This is a genomic window from Candidatus Nitrosotalea bavarica (assembly GCF_900167955.1).
In the GTDB taxonomy this organism is placed as follows: Archaea; Thermoproteota; Nitrososphaeria; order Nitrososphaerales; family Nitrosopumilaceae; genus Nitrosotalea; species Nitrosotalea bavarica.
This window is the reverse complement of sequence record NZ_FUYK01000010.1, coordinates 87,037-106,638: the sequence shown is the minus strand read 5'-3', so window position 1 is coordinate 106,638 and position 19,602 is coordinate 87,037. Positions and strand designations below refer to the sequence as shown.

19 protein-coding genes and 2 pseudogenes are annotated in these 19,602 nt (G+C 36.8%); 10 read left to right on the top strand and 11 right to left on the bottom strand.

Annotated elements, in window-relative coordinates; translation table 11 throughout:
* The 5 genes and pseudogenes from C0Q33_RS07440 to C0Q33_RS07430 all read left to right on the top strand — a co-directional run.
* Window positions 1-141, top strand: a pseudogene (locus C0Q33_RS07440) (translation initiation factor IF-2 subunit gamma); the annotation flags it as partial.
* Window positions 134-316: a PIN domain-containing protein gene (locus C0Q33_RS09525; RefSeq protein WP_133121035.1), complete on the top strand. Its 183-nt coding sequence runs from the start codon at window positions 134-136 to the stop codon at window positions 314-316. The pseudogene C0Q33_RS07440 and the gene C0Q33_RS09525, both read left to right, overlap by 8 nt.
* Before the next feature lie 68 nt (window positions 317-384).
* Window positions 385-510, top strand: coding sequence for a hypothetical protein (locus tag C0Q33_RS09600; RefSeq protein ID WP_281258843.1), 126 nt, complete (start codon window positions 385-387; stop codon window positions 508-510).
* A gap of 24 nt (window positions 511-534) precedes the next feature.
* Complete coding sequence (locus C0Q33_RS07435) at window positions 535-1,194, top strand: MBL fold metallo-hydrolase (RefSeq protein WP_101477956.1); 660 nt, start codon at window positions 535-537, stop codon at window positions 1,192-1,194.
* Between the two features lie 30 nt (window positions 1,195-1,224).
* On the top strand, window positions 1,225-4,023 hold the full coding sequence (locus tag C0Q33_RS07430; RefSeq protein WP_245867381.1) for a peptidylprolyl isomerase: 2,799 nt from the start codon (window positions 1,225-1,227) through the stop codon (window positions 4,021-4,023).
* 6 nt (window positions 4,024-4,029) lie between these two features.
* Here C0Q33_RS07430 and C0Q33_RS07420 read toward each other — a convergent pair whose 3' ends face one another.
* The 3 genes from C0Q33_RS07420 to cobO are packed head-to-tail and all read right to left on the bottom strand — an operon-like array spanning window position 4,030 to window position 5,557.
* Window positions 4,030-4,188 carry an RNA-protein complex protein Nop10 gene (locus C0Q33_RS07420; RefSeq protein WP_101477955.1) on the bottom strand — a complete coding sequence of 53 codons (159 nt, stop codon included), beginning with the start codon at window positions 4,186-4,188 and terminating at the stop codon, window positions 4,030-4,032.
* A 2-nt stretch (window positions 4,189-4,190) separates the two neighbouring features.
* Entirely contained in the window at window positions 4,191-4,988 is a 798-nt protein-coding gene (locus C0Q33_RS07415) for a translation initiation factor IF-2 subunit alpha (protein WP_101477954.1), read from the bottom strand.
* A gap of 38 nt (window positions 4,989-5,026) precedes the next feature.
* Window positions 5,027-5,557: a cob(I)yrinic acid a,c-diamide adenosyltransferase gene (cobO, locus tag C0Q33_RS07410; RefSeq protein ID WP_101477953.1), complete on the bottom strand. Its 531-nt coding sequence runs from the start codon at window positions 5,555-5,557 to the stop codon at window positions 5,027-5,029.
* A 107-nt stretch (window positions 5,558-5,664) separates the two neighbouring features.
* Here cobO and C0Q33_RS07405 point away from each other — a divergent pair, with 107 nt between their 5' ends.
* Window positions 5,665-6,894 carry an NAD(P)/FAD-dependent oxidoreductase gene (locus C0Q33_RS07405; RefSeq protein WP_101477952.1) on the top strand — a complete coding sequence of 410 codons (1,230 nt, stop codon included), beginning with the start codon at window positions 5,665-5,667 and terminating at the stop codon, window positions 6,892-6,894.
* Window positions 6,891-8,246 (top strand): cobyrinate a,c-diamide synthase, encoded by a 1,356-nt coding sequence (locus C0Q33_RS07400; RefSeq protein WP_101477951.1) that lies wholly within the window; start codon window positions 6,891-6,893, stop codon window positions 8,244-8,246. The genes C0Q33_RS07405 and C0Q33_RS07400 overlap by 4 nt, the downstream gene beginning before the upstream one ends.
* 1 nt (window position 8,247) lies before the next feature.
* On the opposite strand, the gene C0Q33_RS07395 is transcribed toward C0Q33_RS07400, so the two are convergent.
* Genes C0Q33_RS07395 through C0Q33_RS07375 form a run of 5 tightly spaced genes read right to left on the bottom strand, consistent with a single transcriptional unit; the run spans window position 8,248 to window position 12,299 of the window.
* On the bottom strand, window positions 8,248-8,886 hold the full coding sequence (locus tag C0Q33_RS07395; RefSeq protein WP_101477950.1) for a precorrin-8X methylmutase: 639 nt from the start codon (window positions 8,884-8,886) through the stop codon (window positions 8,248-8,250).
* The gene (locus C0Q33_RS07390; protein ID WP_101477949.1) at window positions 8,883-9,629 is read right to left on the bottom strand and encodes a sirohydrochlorin chelatase; all 747 of its coding nucleotides are present in this window, start codon (window positions 9,627-9,629) and stop codon (window positions 8,883-8,885) included. Before C0Q33_RS07390 ends, C0Q33_RS07395 begins: the two co-directional genes overlap by 4 nt.
* Window positions 9,626-10,690: a cobalt-precorrin 5A hydrolase gene (locus C0Q33_RS07385; protein ID WP_101477948.1), complete on the bottom strand. Its 1,065-nt coding sequence runs from the start codon at window positions 10,688-10,690 to the stop codon at window positions 9,626-9,628. Before C0Q33_RS07385 ends, C0Q33_RS07390 begins: the two co-directional genes overlap by 4 nt.
* Before the next feature lie 12 nt (window positions 10,691-10,702).
* Window positions 10,703-11,818: a cobalt-precorrin-5B (C(1))-methyltransferase gene (locus tag C0Q33_RS07380; RefSeq protein ID WP_101477947.1), complete on the bottom strand. Its 1,116-nt coding sequence runs from the start codon at window positions 11,816-11,818 to the stop codon at window positions 10,703-10,705.
* 40 nt (window positions 11,819-11,858) lie between these two features.
* Complete coding sequence (locus C0Q33_RS07375) at window positions 11,859-12,299, bottom strand: J domain-containing protein (protein ID WP_101477946.1); 441 nt, start codon at window positions 12,297-12,299, stop codon at window positions 11,859-11,861.
* Window positions 12,300-12,359: 60 nt separating this feature from the next.
* Here C0Q33_RS07375 and C0Q33_RS07370 point away from each other — a divergent pair, with 60 nt between their 5' ends.
* Complete coding sequence (locus C0Q33_RS07370) at window positions 12,360-13,082, top strand: SDR family oxidoreductase (protein ID WP_165776470.1); 723 nt, start codon at window positions 12,360-12,362, stop codon at window positions 13,080-13,082.
* Window positions 13,083-13,149: 67 nt separating this feature from the next.
* Here C0Q33_RS07370 and metK read toward each other — a convergent pair whose 3' ends face one another.
* Both metK and C0Q33_RS07360 read right to left on the bottom strand, forming a co-directional pair.
* A complete protein-coding gene (gene metK, locus C0Q33_RS07365) occupies window positions 13,150-14,313 on the bottom strand; it encodes a methionine adenosyltransferase (protein WP_101477944.1) in 1,164 nt (387 codons plus the stop codon).
* An 11-nt stretch (window positions 14,314-14,324) separates the two neighbouring features.
* Entirely contained in the window at window positions 14,325-14,570 is a 246-nt protein-coding gene (locus tag C0Q33_RS07360) for a U6 snRNA-associated Sm-like protein LSm6 (protein WP_101477943.1), read from the bottom strand.
* Between the two features lie 96 nt (window positions 14,571-14,666).
* On the opposite strand from C0Q33_RS07360, the gene C0Q33_RS07355 reads away from it, so the two are divergent.
* Together C0Q33_RS07355 and C0Q33_RS07350 are read left to right on the top strand one after the other, a co-directional pair.
* Window positions 14,667-15,317 carry a RecA family protein gene (locus tag C0Q33_RS07355; RefSeq protein WP_101477942.1) on the top strand — a complete coding sequence of 217 codons (651 nt, stop codon included), beginning with the start codon at window positions 14,667-14,669 and terminating at the stop codon, window positions 15,315-15,317.
* A 164-nt stretch (window positions 15,318-15,481) separates the two neighbouring features.
* Window positions 15,482-18,172: pseudogene (locus tag C0Q33_RS07350) on the top strand (DEAD/DEAH box helicase); the annotation flags it as partial.
* Here C0Q33_RS07350 and C0Q33_RS07345 read toward each other — a convergent pair.
* Window positions 18,169-19,566, bottom strand: a complete 1,398-nt coding sequence (locus C0Q33_RS07345) for a single-stranded DNA-binding protein (protein WP_101477940.1) — start codon at window positions 19,564-19,566, stop codon at window positions 18,169-18,171. The pseudogene C0Q33_RS07350 and the gene C0Q33_RS07345 overlap by 4 nt on opposite strands.
* Window positions 19,567-19,602 lie beyond the last annotated feature (36 nt).

Here is a 19,602-nt window from a genome sequence, read left to right as displayed (position 1 = left end):
AAAGTTACTAGTGTAAGAGGCAAGACAGTGGAATTGCAATTCAAAAGACCAGTGTGTATTTTTGACAATAGTAAGGTAGCAATCAGTAGAAGAATAGCTGAAAGATGGAGATTAATTGGTGCTGGTGTAGCAAGTGGTTGAAATTATCTGTGATTCTAGTTTTCTAATGATTCTTGGTTCTAGAAGAATAAAAAATATCTCTAGTATAGAGACAGAGATTGGAGCAATAGAGTATGTTGTACCAGATATGGTGGTAAAAGAATTGGAAAGAATAACTATGGATGATAAAAAAAAAGTTCTGCTGAAAATGCTCTAAAAATTGTAAGAGAATTAAAAAAGATCAGTATTTCGGGGAAATCTGTTGATGATGCTCTAGTTTCTTTTGTGAAAGAACATGGAGGAATAGTTGCTACACTTGATACTGAACTTAAAATGAGAATCAAGAAAAATGGCGGTTCTGTTCTTTCTGTCTCAAGTGATAAAATTGTTCTTGAACCAGGTAAGCTTTAATTTTGGTAGGACATAATTCTAGGTATGTTTGAGTATAAAGGAATCAAAATAAAGTGGCTTGGTCATAACTCTTTTAGCATAGTTGGTGATAATATCAAAATTATAACTGATCCGTACAAGATAACAAAACAAGAAAAAGCAGACTTGATTTTGATTTCACATAATCATTTTGATCACCTTAGTTTGGATGATCTAAAAAGTGTCTCAACAGAGAATACTAGCATTGTTGCTGCAAATGAATGCATTGACATGCTGAAAGGATTTACCTTTAAAGAAAAGATTGGCATCTCTCCAAGTGAAGAAAAGACTGTACGAGGAATTAAAATTAAAGCAACTAGGGCGTATAATATAGACAAGATAAACCCAGAAACCAAAAAACCGTTTCATCCTAAGGAAGATGATAAAATAGGTTTTCTGATTGAACTAAATGGTACTACAATCTATCATACGGGAGATACTGACTTGATTCCAGAGATGTCTGATCTAAAGCCCGATGTAGCACTTGTACCCGTTAGTGGAACATATGTTATGACTGCAAATGAAGCAGCTAAAGCCGTAGAAAAAATAAAACCAAAGATCGTAATTCCAATGCATTTTGGAACAATTGTTGGTACTGAAAAAGACGCTCAGGATTTTAAACAATTGATAAAATCATGTGAGGTTCAAATCCTTACAAAAGAGTAATAAACAGAGTAAATTCCATCAAAAACTAGCTTGATACAAGATGCTAAATTGTTTACTGTAAGAAAATTTGACTTTCATCTAAGGCATCTACTTGTAATTGGAATTCTTATAATTTCATTTTCCATTTCTGCAATGGTTAGATCTCAAGCTGCTGATTATGGTTTTCAATTAAACGAATTTGATCCATTCTTTAATTATAGAGCAACACAGTATCTATTAGATAATGGATTAGATGCATATGTCCATTGGCATGATACTATGAGCTGGTATCCTGCTGGGAGAGATGTCTTTGATACAGCACAAGTACCATTACATGTTACTGATGCAGTTCTATACAAGATATTTGGTGGCGGAATGAGTCTTTATGACTTTACAATAATTTTTCCAGTAGTTTTTGGTTCTATGACGGTAATAGTCATATTTGCACTTGTGCGTGTTTTGGGAGGTACTAGTGCAGGTCTCTTTGCTTCTCTCTTCTTTGCATTATCGCCTCCAATAATAGTTAGAGGAACCATTGGATGGTTCAAGTCTGAACCTTTAGGTTTGTTTTATGGGTTATTGGGAGTCTATCTGTTTCTAAGTGGACTAAAATCCAAGAACAAAAAAGTTGCTGCTGCCAAGATGGTAGGAGGAGGATTCTTCCTTGCTACAGGTTTTGCATCTTGGGGAGGAATAGAGTTCTTCCTTCTTCCTCTGGGATTGTTCTTCGTTGCCCTGCCTTTCATACGAAAAGATCATAATTTTCTGCTTTGGGCAGTTCCATTATTTGTAGCAGTAACCATGGTGATATCTGGAGGTCTGTTTGCAAGACCTGGTCCAACTTTTGTATTTGGCATGAGGGGATTTGCAATGATTGGGCCAACTATATTGCTTGTAATAATAATCTTCATTCAAAAATATAGTAAAGAACAACATCGTATGCGTAATAGTCTACTAGCTTTAGCCGCTCTTGTAATAATTGGTGGCATGGTATTATCTTCAGGCGCTTTTCATTCTACAAGTTTTCGTTATCTAAATGCAATGGATCCATTCCTGACCTCCGAGGATCCTCTTGTTGACTCTGTTGCAGAGCATGCTACGCCAACACTTGCACAAAACTTTAGCTATTTCTCAGTGCTAATGTTATTTGCAGGCCTTGGAATCTGGCTTGTGTTCAGAAAGAAGAATGGAGATGAAAATACGTCCAAATTCTCTCTTAGAAATGAGATGATTGTATTTGCTTTGATCATAGGTATAGTTGGAGCGTATTCTGGTTCTACTTTCTCTAGATTAGAATTACTTACTGCAACTTCTGTAATCATACTTTCATCTATAGGTCTTGCCATACTTGTGACAGATATTCTGAAAAAAGAAAACAAGCAGGTCAAGGTCATCGAATCATCAAACAAAGGAACAACTCGAACAAGAAAGGAAACAACTCCGATTAAGAAAACTAGTGATTTGCTTGGAAGAATTCCAAAGATAGCGTTTGTTGCTGTGATAGTGGCATTATTTCTGGTTCCAACCTTGTATCCAGTAAATGGAAATTGGATATCAATAACAAAATCCCCACCTACAATTCTTAATGGAGGTTCAAACTTTGCCATCTCAACTAGTGACTGGCCAGATGCTCTAAACTGGCTAAAAACTAACACTCCAAAAGATTCTGTGGTTGCCTCATGGTGGGACTATGGATACTGGATACAGACTTTGGGAGAAAGAACGACAATTGCTGATAACGCCACAGTTGATACAAATGTAATAGCAAACATTGCAAGAATGCTTTTAGATTCTCCTGATGAAGCATGGAAGGCATTAAAGAAGATGGGAGCAAACTATGTTCTAGTTTATGTTGTAGGCCAAAAGTTTGTTTCAAACGGTCAAGACCTTTACGTACTTGGAGGAGGAGGAGATGAAAGCAAGAAACAATGGTTCATGAAAATAGGCGGCCTTGATTCATCTAAATTCCTACAAGATGATGCCTTTACGCCAACAGATTATTTCTGGCAAAATACTTTGCTTGGACAAATGTTTCCGTTTACTCCTCTAACATATTATGATTCAAATACTCACAATGAATCACCAACCTACACTACAGGTTATACGGCAATTTACTCAAAAACCATCAAATACCCTTCAAACGGAAATGGGCCACTACGTCTAGTATATTCATCTGCAAGTCTCAATAGGACAGACTCGGGTGTCTTTTCAGGCGTATTGATTTATCAAGTAAACCCAGACTATCAATCTCAGAATGTGACATCATCTACTAATAGTAATTCACAAGGAAGTGGCTCAGTTACACCTACAATAAAACCCACAACCACTACAAGCAATGGTGGAAACATTGCAGTTATTGATACAAAGTTTGGAGAGATAAAATTCAAATTTTTTAATAATGTAGCACCACAGACAACAACAAATTTTGTCAATCTTGCTAATTCTGGTTTCTATGACGGAACTGTATTTCATAGAATAATTCCAGGCTTTATGATTCAGGGCGGTGATCCAAATACGATAAAAGGTGATAGAAGTACTTGGGGCCTTGGAGATTCAGGACATACAATTCCACCAGAATTTAGTTCTAATATGAATTTCACAAAATACATGGTAGGCATGGCACGCAGCACTGATGTTAACAGTGGAAGCTCTCAATTCTTTATCACAGTTGGAGATGCGCCTTGGTTGAACAATCAGTATACTTTATTTGGTCAGGTCGTATCTGGTCAAGATGTTGTTGACAAGATAGCAGCACTACAGACAGATCCTGCTACTAACCAGCCAGTAGATGCTGATGCTGCACGGGTATCCAAAATTAGTATAGAATCATCAAACAGTACGACAAAATAAAACTAGTTACTGCTTGTATCTGTCTGAAATACGATATCTTGCATACTTGTCATCTGGAGAATATTTTCCCGGATGTACAGTAACAGTCTGGTGTCCGCACTTGGAACACTCATCTTTTAGGGTGTATCTTTTACAATCTGTACATTTTCTCATCTGAAAGTGCATTGTTAGCCTTCTCTTGTCTTCTTTGATTCTTCTCTTGTGAACTTGAAGGTGCCTCCCTTCTTCTCTATGGCATCTTGTACTGAGGAAATAATTGGTTTGAGTTCCTTTTCAGCCTCCTTAAAGTTTGGAGCAGTAAGAGTAATACGATATTTGGGAGCACCAATGTATGTAATAGAGATCTCCTTCTTGTTAGCTGTAGAATCAATTAATGCATGCTTGATTATTTCAATGCCATTTGACTTGTTACAGGTTAGCTCAAAAATTCCGCGTATCTCAACATGTGGAACCTGAATTTTTGAACCCAATTCTGCAATAATAGTTAATGCCTTTGGAGAAATGTTGAGGTTATCTAAAACTGATATGCCTTTGGTTGAAACTTCAGAAAATGCATCATAAACTGAGCCAAATTTTTCTACTAGAACATTTTCTAATTTTCCCATCTCAGACTCGGACAAGCTTATGCGAGATTTTAGATTTTCAATTAAAGCCTCTTCTTTTTCACCGCGTTTTATCTCTAAAAGCTTCTTCTTTTTTTGATCAGATGATACTTGTTTTAATGACAAGTCTATTTCAGATCTTCGAGGATCTACTCGTTTTACCAGTAAAACTTTTTTCTCTCCTACTTTGAGAAATTTTGCTACATTTCTTATCCAACCAGTAGCAATTTCTGAGACATGTAAGAATCCTTGGACATTATTATATTCATCAAGTGCAACATAAGCTCCCTGATCTACTATTCGTGTTACAGTGGCAACTACAATCTCTCCCACTTCAGGAAAATTCTGGATAGTTGTTGTCATAGCCTTCAAATTTATTGTACATAATTTAATGTTGCTGATTAAAAGTCGATTCCTTTTTTTGCTTTTATTCCAGATTTGAACGGGTGTTTAATCTCCCTCATTTCAGTAACTAGATCCGCTTTCTCTATTACTTCATCTTTGGCATAATTTCCAGTAAGAACCAAGCTGACATCATTAGGTTTGTTTGAAATAATTTCCAAGACATCTTTTAGATTTATCAGGCCAAGATTTATGGCATAATTTATCTCATCAAGTATTACTATATTGTAGATTTTTGAATTAATTTTTTCCTGTGCAACTCTGAGTGCCTCCTCTGCCACCTTTTTATGATCCTCAATAGGACTCTTGTCGTCTATTATTCCAACAAAGCCCTTGCCAATTGCAGTGAGTTCAAACTCGGGCTCTAGCCTCTTTGATGATGTCATCTCGCCATAATGCCATGAACCCTTGATGAACTGTATCATGCAAACTTTATGATCATAGCCAACTGCACGAAGAGCTATTCCAAGAGCTGCTGTTGTTTTTCCCTTTCCCTTTCCAGTGTAAACTATGACTAGTCCCTTTGTCATTGAGAATATTTTTTGTGTGTTAGGTAAAAAGATTGGGTTGGAAAATGACCTGTCTTGGCAAAACCACAGCTTATAATATTGAACATTGGAAAATTTGAGTAATACTAATGACTAAAAGTTATGATTATGATGTAGTCGTTGTGGGAGGAGGACCGGCAGGCTTGTCAGCAGCGTGGGGAGCTGCAAAAAAAGGTCTCAGTGTTGTAGTCCTTGAAAGAGATGAAGCAATAGGACAAAATGTTAGGACAAGCGGTGTAACATGGATAAAGGAAGCAAAATCATTTGGAATACCATCCGAGTATTATAATGAAATAAGCAACTATGCATTTTACTCTCCAAATAATTATGTAATAAAAAAAAGTGATACTGCACAAGCTGCAGTTTTGGATGTAAGAAAGACATACCAATTTCTAGCATACCAAGCTGCAAGTGTAGGGGCAGACATTTTTTTAAGAACTAGTGTGACTGATGCGATAAAAAATGACAAGGGAAAATTAAGTGGAGTAAAGGCAACCTCGCTTAAAGAAGAACTAGTTTTTAATTCAAAACTTGTCATAGATGCAAGTGGTTTTTACTCTGTTGTTGGAAGATCTCTTGGCATTGTTATGCCATGGAAAAGATTTGGGGCAGGTGCAGAGTATGAAGCATATGTCGATAAAATTGACTCTGATACGTGGTATCTCATGGTGGGTTCACAATATTCTCCCGCAGGCTATGCATGGATTTTTCCTTTGGGGAAAAATAAGGTCCGTATAGGAGTGGGAGTGGGAAAACCCAATTCTCAAGCAGATGCAAGCAAACTCTTGATTGAACTGTTGGAAAAAAGACCAAAACCGCTAAATGATCTTGGAAGAATTGTTCCAGTCGAGTTTCATTATGGTCTGATTCCAAACGAAGGACTAAGACAGTCAACCATAGATGACAATCTCATAATGGTGGGCGACTCTGCAGGACAGGCAAACCCGTTGGTTCTTGAGGGGATAAGGTATGCAATTGAATTTGGCAGAGCAGCAGGCAGAATTGGTGGCGAGTCTATACTTCAAGGTGATGTATCCAAGGAATCTCTGAAATCCTATGAGCAAACCATGAAAAAAGCAATAGGATCAAAGATAGCAGCTGCAGTCAAGGTACAGTATAGGTGGCTTAATCTAAGTGATCAAGAATGGGACAAGGAAATTGAAATAATAGGTGAACTCTCTGCTGAAGAATTTCTTGATTTCATCAAGGCAGATTTTGGTGTGACCAATATGCTAAAACTTGCAGCACATCATCCAAAACTTGCACTCCAGCAACTTTTTCAAATTATAAAAAATACTAACAAAGACGAAGAGACATGAAGATTCCAAGAATTGTTCTTGCAGGTGTTACAAGTGGAGTAGGTAAGACATCTATAACAACTGCAATAATACATGGACTACGGGAAAAGGGATACTCGGTTCAGCCATTCAAGGTGGGACCAGATTTTATAGATCCAAGCTATCTCAGCTCTGTCTCAGGTAAAGTTGCTCGTAATCTTGATGTCTGGATGATGGGAAAAAATAGAGTTTTAAAGAATTTTGTCAAAAACTCCCATCAAGACATTTCTATAATTGAAGGCGTAATGGGATACTATGATGGATTTGATGGAAAATCAAGCTTTGCAAGCACGTATGATGTTGCAAATATAACAAAATCTAATGTTATACTTGTCTTGGATGCAAGTAAAGCTGCTCGCTCTATTGCTGCAACTGCACTTGGATTTGATAATTTTGAGAAAAACTCTAGAATTTGCGGTGTTATATTAAATAAAATTGGGAGTAAAAAACATGAAACCCTGTGCAGGGATGCATTAAAAAAAGTAGGGCTTCCAATACTTGGAGTCATTCCAAGAATAAATGACATCAAGCTTGAATCAAGACATCTTGGTCTTATACCTGTAAGAGAAAAGCAATCTCTTGATGGGAAAATCAAGTCCATTGCAAAATCACTTTCAGGTTTTATTGAAATTGAAAAAATAATAAAACTTGCCAAAAGTGGACCTGATCTACCTAAAGTTCCTTATACAAAAGATAAAAAAACACAAACCAGGATAGCCATCGCTATGGACGAGTCCTTTAATTTCTATTATCAGGATAATCTAGACTCGCTAAGGAGGCTTGGTGCAGAAATTGTATTCTTTAGTCCAGTTTCAGATGAAAAAATACCGCCATGTGATGGAATCTACATTGGAGGTGGATTTCCTGAAGTCAAAGGAGACCTACTCCAAAGAAACGATATCATGAAGAAACTGGTAAAAAAATATGCCCAAGATGGAATGCCGATTTATGCAGAGTGTGGGGGGCTTATGTATCTGACCAAATCCATTAGTTACAAGTCTGGGAAATTCAAGATGGTGGGACTTTTTGACGCTGTTACTATAATGGAAAAGAAACTAAAACTAAATTATACTAGTGCCAAGTTAGGATCAAATTTCCCATTTTCCTTGCAATCAAAAACTATCAAAGGTCATGAATTTCATTATTCTGAACTGGATTTACTGTCAAAAGATTCAAAATTTGCATATGATCTGTCCATTGGCATTGGCATCAAAGATAAAAAAGATGGCCTGACTATATACAATGCACTTGCATCATACATGCATGTACACTTTGATGGCTCTCCAATTGCTGCCAACTTTGTAAAATCATGCATATCTTATTCAAGAAAGTAATCTAAGATTTTGATCTTGCTGCAAGAATTTTGTAAAGTGCATTGACAATTGCAGAAGCACATGGACTGCCTCCCTTTCTGCCAATGTTTGTGATATATGGCACATCTGTAGTGCGAAGCTCATCCTTTGACTCTACTGCACAGACAAATCCTACAGGAATTCCAATGACAAGTGCAGGAGATGTTACACCCTCTTTTATCATCTGTATTACCTCGATGAGTGCAGTAGGCGCATTTCCTATGACTACTATTCCATGGTCCATCTGCTTTGCTGCTAATCTCATTGAAGTCTGGGCACGTGTCTTGTTGAGTTTTTTTGCTTCCTCTACTACCTGAGGATCTGATATACTGCATATCACTTGATTTCCAAATTTTTTCATATTGTCCTTGTTAAAACCGCCTATTACGCCATTGACATCAACTATGATATTGCATCCTTTTTGTAATGCATCTATGGCACTCTGTATTGCATCCTTGTGAAACACCACCTTGTTCTGTCTTGCAAAATCAAAATCTGCAGTGGAGTGAATTATTCTTTTTACTATTATCCACTCGTCAGGTGAGTATGGGTGAGAGCCGATCTCACTATCTATTATTTCCATACTCTTGTCTTCTATTGACTGACCCTTTTGGGTAATCATGTCTCTACCTCTTGGGCTCTCTCAATGATCAGGTCGATCATCTTCTGATCAGTTCCTATGTGTTGCGTGATCAAAACTTTTTTCAACTTATGCTTCTCCAATGCTGGCCTAAGATCAGCATTGATATCTGTTTTTACATGTGCTCCCTCATGTAAAAAGTAAAAAACAACTACAAGAACCTCTGGATCTCTTTTCTTGCAGATTTCTATTCCTTGTTCTATGTTTGGTTCTTCGATCTCAAGGAAACAGTAATCTACATTTCTATACAAATGACCAAGTTCATCTACCACATATTTTATTGACATTTTTGCATTAGGATCTTTACTTCCATGCCCAATTACCAAGACATCTATCTTGTCATTTGTTAGTAAAACTCCACCTTTATCAAGTGCCGATTTGATCCTACTTTCAACTAGTCTCACAAGAGTCATATGCATGGACATGGGTTTTGTGACAAGAAACTTGACATTTGTTGTTGTCTGATACTTCATTACTTCTGTAACAGATGCCTTAACTTTTTTTCCTGGATACAAAAAGTATGGCACTATAGTAAGAGAATCTATATCACTTTTTAGGCACTTTTTAATTCCGTCTTCGATGTATGGCGGTGTTACTTCTAGAAAACAATACTCGGCAAAATCATAATCGCCTTTCTTCTTTATTTCCTTGCAAATAGTTTCAAGCTCCTCGCCAGCTTCCCTTTCCTTACTTCCTCTATCTATTAACAAAAGGCCACGCTTCAATTTGATCTCCGTGCTATCGCAATTGTAAGGTTTGGAGGAAATTTATGTTTCTGTACAATCAACTCTCCTCCAGAGGACTTGATTGCGGCAGCTTCTGATACACTTGGTGTACCCTCAAACGTCTGTACAACATCTGAAGGATTGGGTATGCTTATGGCAGAAAGATCTGTCTTGTCAAAATATTCTAATGGCACATTCATCTCACTTGATAATTCTTGTAATCCCTTTACATTATCTTCTTTTTTAATTGATGCAAATTTTGCAACTGATTTTGGACTAATCTTGAATTTAGACAGGCAAAAATTCATCCCTTCTCTAATGGTATCTTTTGTGGTATCCCAGTGTAGGCCTACTCCAACAAACAGGGTCTTTGGTCTGTAAATAACAACACGATCTTGGATTTCCTTGTTTTCTATTATTTTATCAGAAATTATAAGAAATCCCTTACAGTCAGATGCTATCATCTCGTCAAATGATTTGTAAATGTGGACATTTTTTGGAAGCTCCTTTTTTGGTAACCACCAATCTTTTTCTCCTGCATCTTGGAAGACGCCAATTTTTTCTTCATTTACCATAAATGCGCTAACCTTTGTTACACTAGAAGTTTCATCAATACTCCAACCAAACTCCCTTCCAAGCAGGTCCACTGCAATTGTCTTGTTTACATCTGCTGCGGTAGTAATAACTGGAATGGCGCCAAGCGTAGAAGCTATTTTTTCGGCAAGCTCATTTGCACCTCCCAGATGGCCTGAGAGTGTACTTATGACAAATTTTGCAGTGTCGTCTATTACTACTACTGCAGGATCTGTCTTTTTATCCTTCAGGTGAGGTGCAACCAATCTTATCACTGCACCAAGAGAAAAAATACATACTAGAGCTTCATTATTTTGGAACAACTCTTTTACCTTTAGGGTAGTTGATTCATCAAACCACTCGATATCTTTTCCATCTTGGCGAAGCTTTGAGGGAGAAAATATCTTCCATGTTGGAAAACGTTGTTTGAGCAAATGTGCTGTAGCAATACCATTTTTTGTTATAGCAATTATTACTACGTTTTCCACAAGGTAATTTTTCTAGGTCTTAAGATATTTGTTACTCTTTGGGAAAACCCCGATTACCTTACCGTCAAAATCAAACATTATAACCTCGATCTCAAACTTGTTATCAGAATATTTTCCTAGTTGTTTGTGAGCCTCTGAGCAAACAATGTCGAAATAGCCAGAAATGTTTTTTTCATTTATAATGTCAAATACATGCCTTGCAGTGTTTGCCTTTTTGATATTATCTACCACCTCTTGTGGCACCTTGCATTTCTTGGCTAAATCTGCAAGAAATTCCATATCAACCTTTGAGCCCTTTACATGAGTCTGTTTTACCCCCATTGCCATTTTTGCTAGCTTTCCGATAAATCCAGCAACATATGCTTTCTTGATGTCTTTCTTTGCACAAACCTGTACGGTATATCCTGAAAAGTCTCCCATTTGTACAAAACAATGGTCTGGCAAATTAATTATCTTTCTTGCAAAATCTTCACTTCTCCCACCCGTTGTTAAAACAACAGTGTCATCTCCCATTGCTCTAGTAACTTCGATACTTTGTCTAATTGCTGCAGCAAATGAAGCTGTAGAATATGGAACAACTATACCACTTGTTCCAAGAATTGAAATGCCTCCAATAATCCCAAGTCTTGGATTATCTGTCATGAGTGCAAGCTCTCTTCCCTTTGGTACTGATATCAATACTCTGATTCCATTTTTTACAAGAAGATCTTTTGCTACTTCTAAAATATTTTCTTTTATCATTTTTTTTGGGGTTGGATTTATGGCAGCAGTGCCTATCTCTAACCCTAATCCGGGTTTGGTAACTCTGCCAACCCCTTCTCCACCATCAATTTCTATCTCTCCGGGTTTTTCAGTAAGTGAGATCTCTGTTATTATTTCAGCTCCATGAGTGACATCGGGATCGTCTCCCCCATCTTTTATCACTATACCTGTAGAACTGTTTTTACTAAATTTGCAATTTTCAATTTTTATTCGAATCTGAGATTTTTTGGGTAAGGTAACATCAACAAAATCTATCTTTTTTTGTTCTATGATTGCAAGTATAGCAGCTTTTGCACCAGCTGTTGCTGAGGTCCCCGTGGTAAAACCTGTCCTCATCTTCCCTTTTGGCTTCTCTTCTTCTACCATGAAAATGACTTATTTTCTTATGTATTAATCCCTTATCAGATTATTTCAATATGCTTGATAGAATTATCCATAGAGCAATTGCTCCTAATCCTCCGTAAAGTATTATGTGAGTACTCATTGGGGAGGATTCCTTTTCTTGGTTATGTTCATAGTCTTGAGTAACTTTTGCTCCAAACTCATGTCTAAATTCAGCAAAGTTTGATCCAAAATTAAATTCCTCACTTGCGTCCTTGTCATACTTTTTCCAAAAATCAGAGTATTTTGCAGCTACCTCACTTTCTGAAATCTTGTCCTTTTTCTTTTCAGCGTTTCTTAATTGTTGATACGCTTCAATTATCTTCTTGAATCTCTCTTCATCCTTGTTGTCCTTATTCCTATCTGGATGATATTTTAAAGAAAGTAGTCTGTATGCATTCTTTATCTCCTTTTGTGAAGCTCCTACTTGGATGCCTAAGATCTGATGGCAGTCTACTATATTCAACTGCTATATTATATATCAAAGACCAAAATTAATTTGTCGGCATTATATCCCTGTTTTTGTATGAATCAAAGTAGATCAGTGGTGATTACTGGCGCAAATGGCTTTGTGGGAAAGAATGTAGGCAAGTTTCTTTCAAAAAATGGATTTCATGTTATAGGCTTGGTGCGTAAAGGAAATGAAAAATCAATAAACTTTGCAAGAGTAATATCATCTGATACTCTATCTGAAAATAATCTTGTATCCAAAATAAAAGGTTCCAGTGCATTATTACATTTTATTGGTCAAGGAAGACAGACTATAGATTCAGATTATGAAAAGGTGAACGTCTCTCTTACTAAAAATGTCATTAAACTATGTAAAAAAGCAAGGATAAAAAAAATAATTTACATTAGCGGTCTTGGAGTTGATAAATCCTCTACTCTTGGTTATTTTATTTCAAAATACAAAGCTGAACAAGAAATAATCCACTCTGGACTTGATTATACTATTCTTAGAGCGTCATATATTATAGGAAAAGATGATCCTCTCTCAAAAAATCTACAAAGACAAATAAAAAAAGGCAAAGTTATGATTCCTGGTTCTGGTAATTATCGCTTCCAGCCAATCTTTGTTGGTGATGTAGCAAAGGTTATGATCAAATCAATTATGGAAAATTCATTTTCAAATAAAATACTTGATTTGGCAGGGCCTCAAACAGTAAGTTACAATACTTTTGTCAGACAATTCATTGGCGTAAAAAAAATAGAGATAAAAAAAATAGATTTTAAGCATAATGATTGGTGATTATGTTGGCAATCATGAAAAACTTGCAAGTCTTGCACAAATGAGATTTACAAAATATGGCGAAGTCTTAAAGTCCAGCAGCCTTTCTTAATACTTCTATCTTGTCTGTCTTTTCCCATGTAAATTCAGGTTCGTTTCTTCCAAAATGTCCATAAGCCGCAGTCTTTCGGTATATTGCATTCTTTAATTTTAACTGGGAAATAATGGCAGAAGGCCTCATATCAAAATGTTTTCTTACTATATTTTCAATCTGCTCTTCAGGAATTTTATTTGTTTCAAACGTGTTTACCATAAGAGAGACTGGTTCTGCAACACCAATTGCATATGCAACTTGTACTTCACATTTGTCCGCAAGACCTGCTGCGACAATGTTCTTTGCTATGTATCTGCACATGTAACATGCTGATCTGTCTACCTTTGATGGATCTTTTCCAGAAAAGGCACCACCACCATGTCTTCCCATGCCACCATAAGTATCGACAATTATCTTTCTGCCCGTAAGTCCTGCATCTCCTGGGGGACCTCCTATGACAAATCTGCCAGTTGGATTTACATGAATCTTTATCTTGTCATCCCACAATTTTCCACAAACTGGTTTGATTACTTTATCAATTATCTCTTTTCTAATTTGTTCATTTGTAATCTCAGGAGAATGCTGTGTTGAAATAACAATAGCATCTATGCGTTTTGGTTTACCATTTTCATATTCTACTGTAACCTGAGACTTGCCATCTGGTCTTGCCCATGGAAGTTCTTTTTTCTTTCTTGCCTCAGCAAGACGTTTTGTAAGCTTGTGTGCAAGTAAAATTGGCATGGGCATAAAATCTTCTGTCTCATTTGTTGCATATCCAAACATGAGACCCTGGTCTCCAGCTCCTTGATCTTTATTGTCATTTGCAGTAACTCCCATTGATATGTCAGGACTCTGTGCATGAAGTGCAACTAAAACACTGCAAGAGTCTGCATCAAAGCCATATTGTGGATTATCGTATCCGATCTCTCTAATGGTTTTTCTTACTATATCCTGTATGTCAAATCTTGCCTTTGAGGTAACTTCACCAGCTACCACTACAACACCTGTGGTAGTCAAAGTCTCTACTGCTACTCTTGAATCAGGATCTTGTTTTAAAAATTCGTCCAAAACTGCATCAGATATTTGGTCACAAATCTTGTCTGGGTGACCCTCTGTAACTGATTCTGAAGTAAATAGGTAGCTTCTAGAAGAGGCCATAATTGAATTCCCTATAACTCATTTTCTAATTTTATGAAAAGTACGTTGTTTCCTCTGACTATGACTCTGCCGTAATTTGCAATAATTTTGCCATTGCTTATCTCTTCGGCATCTGTCATTATGAGATTCATATACGAATCTACGTTATTCATTTTGCCTTTGTATTCTATCTCACTTTTTAGTCGGACTGTAACTTTTTTGTTAATCCCTTTTTGAAGTGTAGTTAAAGGTCTTTTTGGAGTTGCTGCTTGTGACAATCACAAATCACTTGTCACCACTGCTTGAAATAGGGAATAAAAGCCTTCCCGATCATCACTTATACTCTTTAATTTCTGATAAATTCTAGATTAGAATTGATTTCCACTGGTCTTCTAGGACTTGATGATCTGCTTGGGGGTGGCATAATGGATGGTATGATAATCGATATTTTTGGACCTGGAGGAAGTGGAAAGACACAACTTGCAATGCAGATTTCTCTAAATTCATTGCAAGATGGAATCGTATTGTATCAAGATACTACAGGTGGATTTAGACCCGAAAGGATGCTGCAACTAATCAAACTAAAAAATTTACAAGCTTCGCTTCTTGATAACATGATTGTAGCAAGAATAACAAATACTGCAGAACAATTTGAGTATGTAAAAAAAATATCAGAGCTAGCACCTAAACTGGTTGTAATAGAAAACATAACTGATCTGTTTACATTTGAATATTCTAGAGAGACAAATTCCCTTGAAAAACATATTCGATTTATGGAGTATATGCATTTGCTAAGTATGATTTCAATTAACGCAAGGATTCCAATAGTTGTAACTAATATTGTAAGAAGTTCAGATGATCAAGAGATTGAATCCTTGAACAAGTCAATTAGTATGTTTACACATAGAAAAATCAAGCTTGAAAAAGATGGAAAAATATACAAAGCACGGGTATTGCCTTCATTTGGAAAAAGAAAAGAGATCTTGTACGAGATAACCCAAGCAGGATTGGTAGAAATATCTTAACCTATTTATCACTGTAGAAATAATGAATCATATGGCAGGAATTTTTGATTATATACCAATTATCTCGGCGGTTTTATTTGGTATAGGTTTAGTTGGTGTAATGGTATACGAGCGATCTAGAACAAGACAAAGTAAAGAGCCAGAATCATCTACTACTTGAGTTAGAAGTAAAATTTCGTAATCTTGGTTTTAAGAATTTAACTGAGATACAAAAGAAGGCTGCTCCTATAATATTTCAAAAGATTGATTCGCTGGTAATTGCACCAACAGGTTCGGGAAAAACGGAGACTGCTGTAATTCCAATCTTTGCAAGAGTTGCAAAATCTAAAAAACAAGACAAGATAAAAGTACTATACGTCACCCCACTTCGTGCACTCAATAGGGATGTCTTTAAGAGGATTATTGAATATGCAGAAACTGAGGGTCTTCGAATCGAAGTAAGACACGGTGATACGTCTCAATCAATGAGACGCAAGATAAATCTCTCACCGCCTGACATACTGATAACAACACCTGAAACAATCATAATTTTACTGACACAAGCTGGAATGCTAAAGGCACTTGATGAGCTTGAATGGATAGTATTGGACGAAGTACACGAACTTTTAGGCAACGAAAGAGGCGCACAACTCTCACTCAGTCTTGAAAGATTGCAGGCAAACACTACATATCCAATTACTAGAGTGGGACTTTCTGCAACAGTAGGAAATACTGGAGATGCTGGAAAATTTGTAGTTGGAACAAAAAGAAAATGTAGAATAATTGAAGATCATTCAATTAGAAAATACGACGTTGAGGTAAAATACATAGAAGGTACAATTACAGATGTAGTAGACCACATCATAGAATATGTCACAAAAAACTATGCCAATTCTCCGGTATTGTTATTTACCAACACTAGGGGCGAATCAGAATATCTTGCATCAGTTCTAAAGGAAAGATCTAGTCTTGCAATAGAATTGCATCATGGTTCTCTTTCTCAGCAGGTTCGTGAGGAGACTGAAGAGACACTCAAGTCTGGAAAACCAGGTATTGTGGTTTGTACTTCATCACTTGAGCTTGGTCTTGATATTGGATCTGTTGAACTTGTAATTCATTATGGTTCACCAAGGCAAGTGTCAAAACTAATGCAAAGAATTGGACGAAGTAGACACACAAGAGGTTCTTCTGCAAAGGGACTGATTGTAACTAACAATCCTGATGATGAGATTGAAGCACTTGCAATCTTGGAGCGTGTAAAGGAGAAATCTATTGAGGATCAGATAGTTCATGACGGTGCACTAGATGTCCTTGCACATCACTTGGTAGGGATGGCTATGCAATTTGGCCAAGTCTCAGTTGACTTTGCATTAAATATGGCAAGACAGGCCTATTCATTTAGAAACATAACCGCAGAAGACCTTCTTGCAGTACTTGAGATTTTGCACAATGGCTCTATAATTTATCTAGATAAAGAAGAGATGACGTTTACAAAAAAAGGCCGCTCATTTAGGTACTATTTTGAAAATCTTTCAACAATTCCAGACATTTTAAAATTCAAAGTATTTGATACTGCTTCAAAGAAAATAATCGGTAGCCTTGACCAGAGATTTGTAGGTGATAATGGGGAACAAGGAAGTGTCTTTGTACTAAGGGGCATGCAATGGAGAATTCTAAACGTAGATGACAAGTCTTTAAAAGTAAATGTAGAGCCCATCCAGTCTGCTGGAATTAATGTACCATACTGGGAAGGTGAGAACATCCCAGTTGACTATAATACGGCGAAAAAAGTCGGTATGGTCAGAACAAAGACCATCATTACATCTTTTACAAATAAAATAATGGATAACCTAAAACTTGATGTAATTCCAGACGAAAAAAATATTGTTGTTGAATCACAACGAGTGAGAAATACTGTAGTGGTACATTGCTGTTTTGGGACTAGGATAAATTCTACCCTTGCAATGTTGCTTTCTGCAATGCTCTCTGCCAAAAGTGGATATCTTGTAAACTCTAGGTCTGATGCATATAGAATAATGCTTTCATCAAATGGGAGGATATTGGAAAAAGCTGTTATTGATATTCTTATAGATGATTATGATCTTCAAGAAATTGTACAAGCTTCGCTTGCTGGGACACACAATGTAAACTGGAGAACTTGGTGTGTGGCAAAAAAGTTTGGAATCGTGGGAAGAGGGGCAGTCTATGACAGAAAATCTGCAAGATTTTTGTATGAAAAATATTCTAAAACTGCACTTGCAAAAGAGGCACTACGGGAATTATATCATGACAAGTATGACTTGCAAAACACCTCTCAATTACTCCAAGATATAAAATTAAACAAGATCAAGATAACATGGGTTGAAGTTGATGGTTTTTCAAAACTTGCAGAGCCTATACTTGATCATACAACAAAATACTATGCATCTCCTGCAAATATGGACAAGGGGATATTGGATCTGGTAAAATCTAGACTCTTAAAGACACGACATAGGCTGGTGTGTGTAAGGTGTGGCAAGTGGGAAAAAGTAATTGAGACAGGTCAGATAAATGAGATTCCATCGTGTCCATATTGCAAGTCACGGCAGATATCTGCTACATTTTACTCTGACTATGACCTGCCAAAAATAGTGCAAAAAAAGTTTGCAGGCAAAAAAATTACTGCTGAAGAGAACCACAAGTTTAATCGAGCCTGGAAGGTGTCATCACTTCTTGCAAACTTTGGCAAGACTGCGCTTGTTGTCATATCAGGCTATGGTGTAGGAGCTGACACTGCTGCAAGGATTCTAAGAAACATGGTTGGAGAAGAAGAACTCTATAAACAAATTTACGAAGCAGAACGACAGTATGTTACAACTAGGGGATTTTGGGACTAGTTCTTTCGTGTTATAACAGAATAGGGGCTCAAAAACAATTCTATTCTTCCTTCAAGACCTGATTTTGCATTAACTGCAGTTACTGTAATTATTTCTCCTTGAGTAAATTGTTCCAAAAGTCTTGCCTGTGATCTCCAACCCTTGAGCCATATCTGACCTGTATCGTCTTCAATAAATGTCTCAGAAAGTAAGATAGTCTCACCTGTCTTTGTCTGGATCTCTTTTTTTTCTGGTGACTTTAGAATTATTGCTTCAACACAGTAAAGTGTGTCAGCTGGTTTTATTTCCTTAATCTTTGTTCTAATTTCTGATAACGTTGGAATTTTTTGATCATCAATCTTTCTTACAAATGAATCACCCTCAAGTGTGATAGAATTTCCATATACCTTTGATGGCATGCATTCTATGACATCACCTAAGACAAGATCTTTTGTCAAAGATACTGTATCAGTAATGCTGATGAGATTCTTGTCCTGCCTTGTTCCAAGAATTAATGTATTTCCAGAATCGCTTTTTGTAATAGATAAAATTCTCATAATAATTGGTTGAATCTCTGTTGCTCCCTCTATCTCTATTACTGTTCCTTCATCACCATGAAGTTCAAGACCCATCTGGCCAACCTTTGTCTTTACTCCAATCAGTCTGGTCTTTGCACCCGATGTAATTACTTTGGGTATAGTTTTTTGATCTACATTCCACAAAACTACTCGTACAACTGTTCCATCTTTTCCTTTGAGTCTAAGCTGCACTGACTTTCCGGGCTCTCCTTTAAAGTTTGTAAATTCTGTAGCCCTGATATTTCCATCAAGGATGCCAGTCACTACGAGATTTTGCTGGTTCTCTTTTACACTGCCTACGTCATCAGTTATTGCATCAAGAGATGGGATATTACTTACCGTTCCATTTGGCTCAATATTTGAGCCAGAGCCTACGTTGATTATTGGATTTCCCTTCATATCTGACTTGACATATGCCTTGATTATTTTTACAAGGTCACCTGGTTTTAGATTCTCAATTCCTGGCAAGTTTGCCTTTTCGTCCCATAGTTTTACCTGGGCTCTTGAATCTCCATCGTATACTGTCATTGTACGTAATAGAAACTGGGAACCATCTTTGCGTGCAAACTGCTTTACTGGATAAACATTCATCACTCTTGTGGCAAGAGTTATCTCTTTTGCACCAACATAGAGATCCTTTAGACCCATCTCTACTTTTAGTGGCTCGTTTAGTGAAACTCCAAGATCAGATGCTATCAGAAAGAGCGCTCCTTGGTCTGTTAGATATCCTGCACCAATCTTTTCTTTCTTTTTCTGTATCATCTCATCAATCTGTGCCTTTGTGAGGTCGGGCCTTTGCTCCAAGAGTTTGCTTAACAATGAATCAAATTCTGACAATCACGTCTTGATGGAAAGTGGATCATATAAAATTTC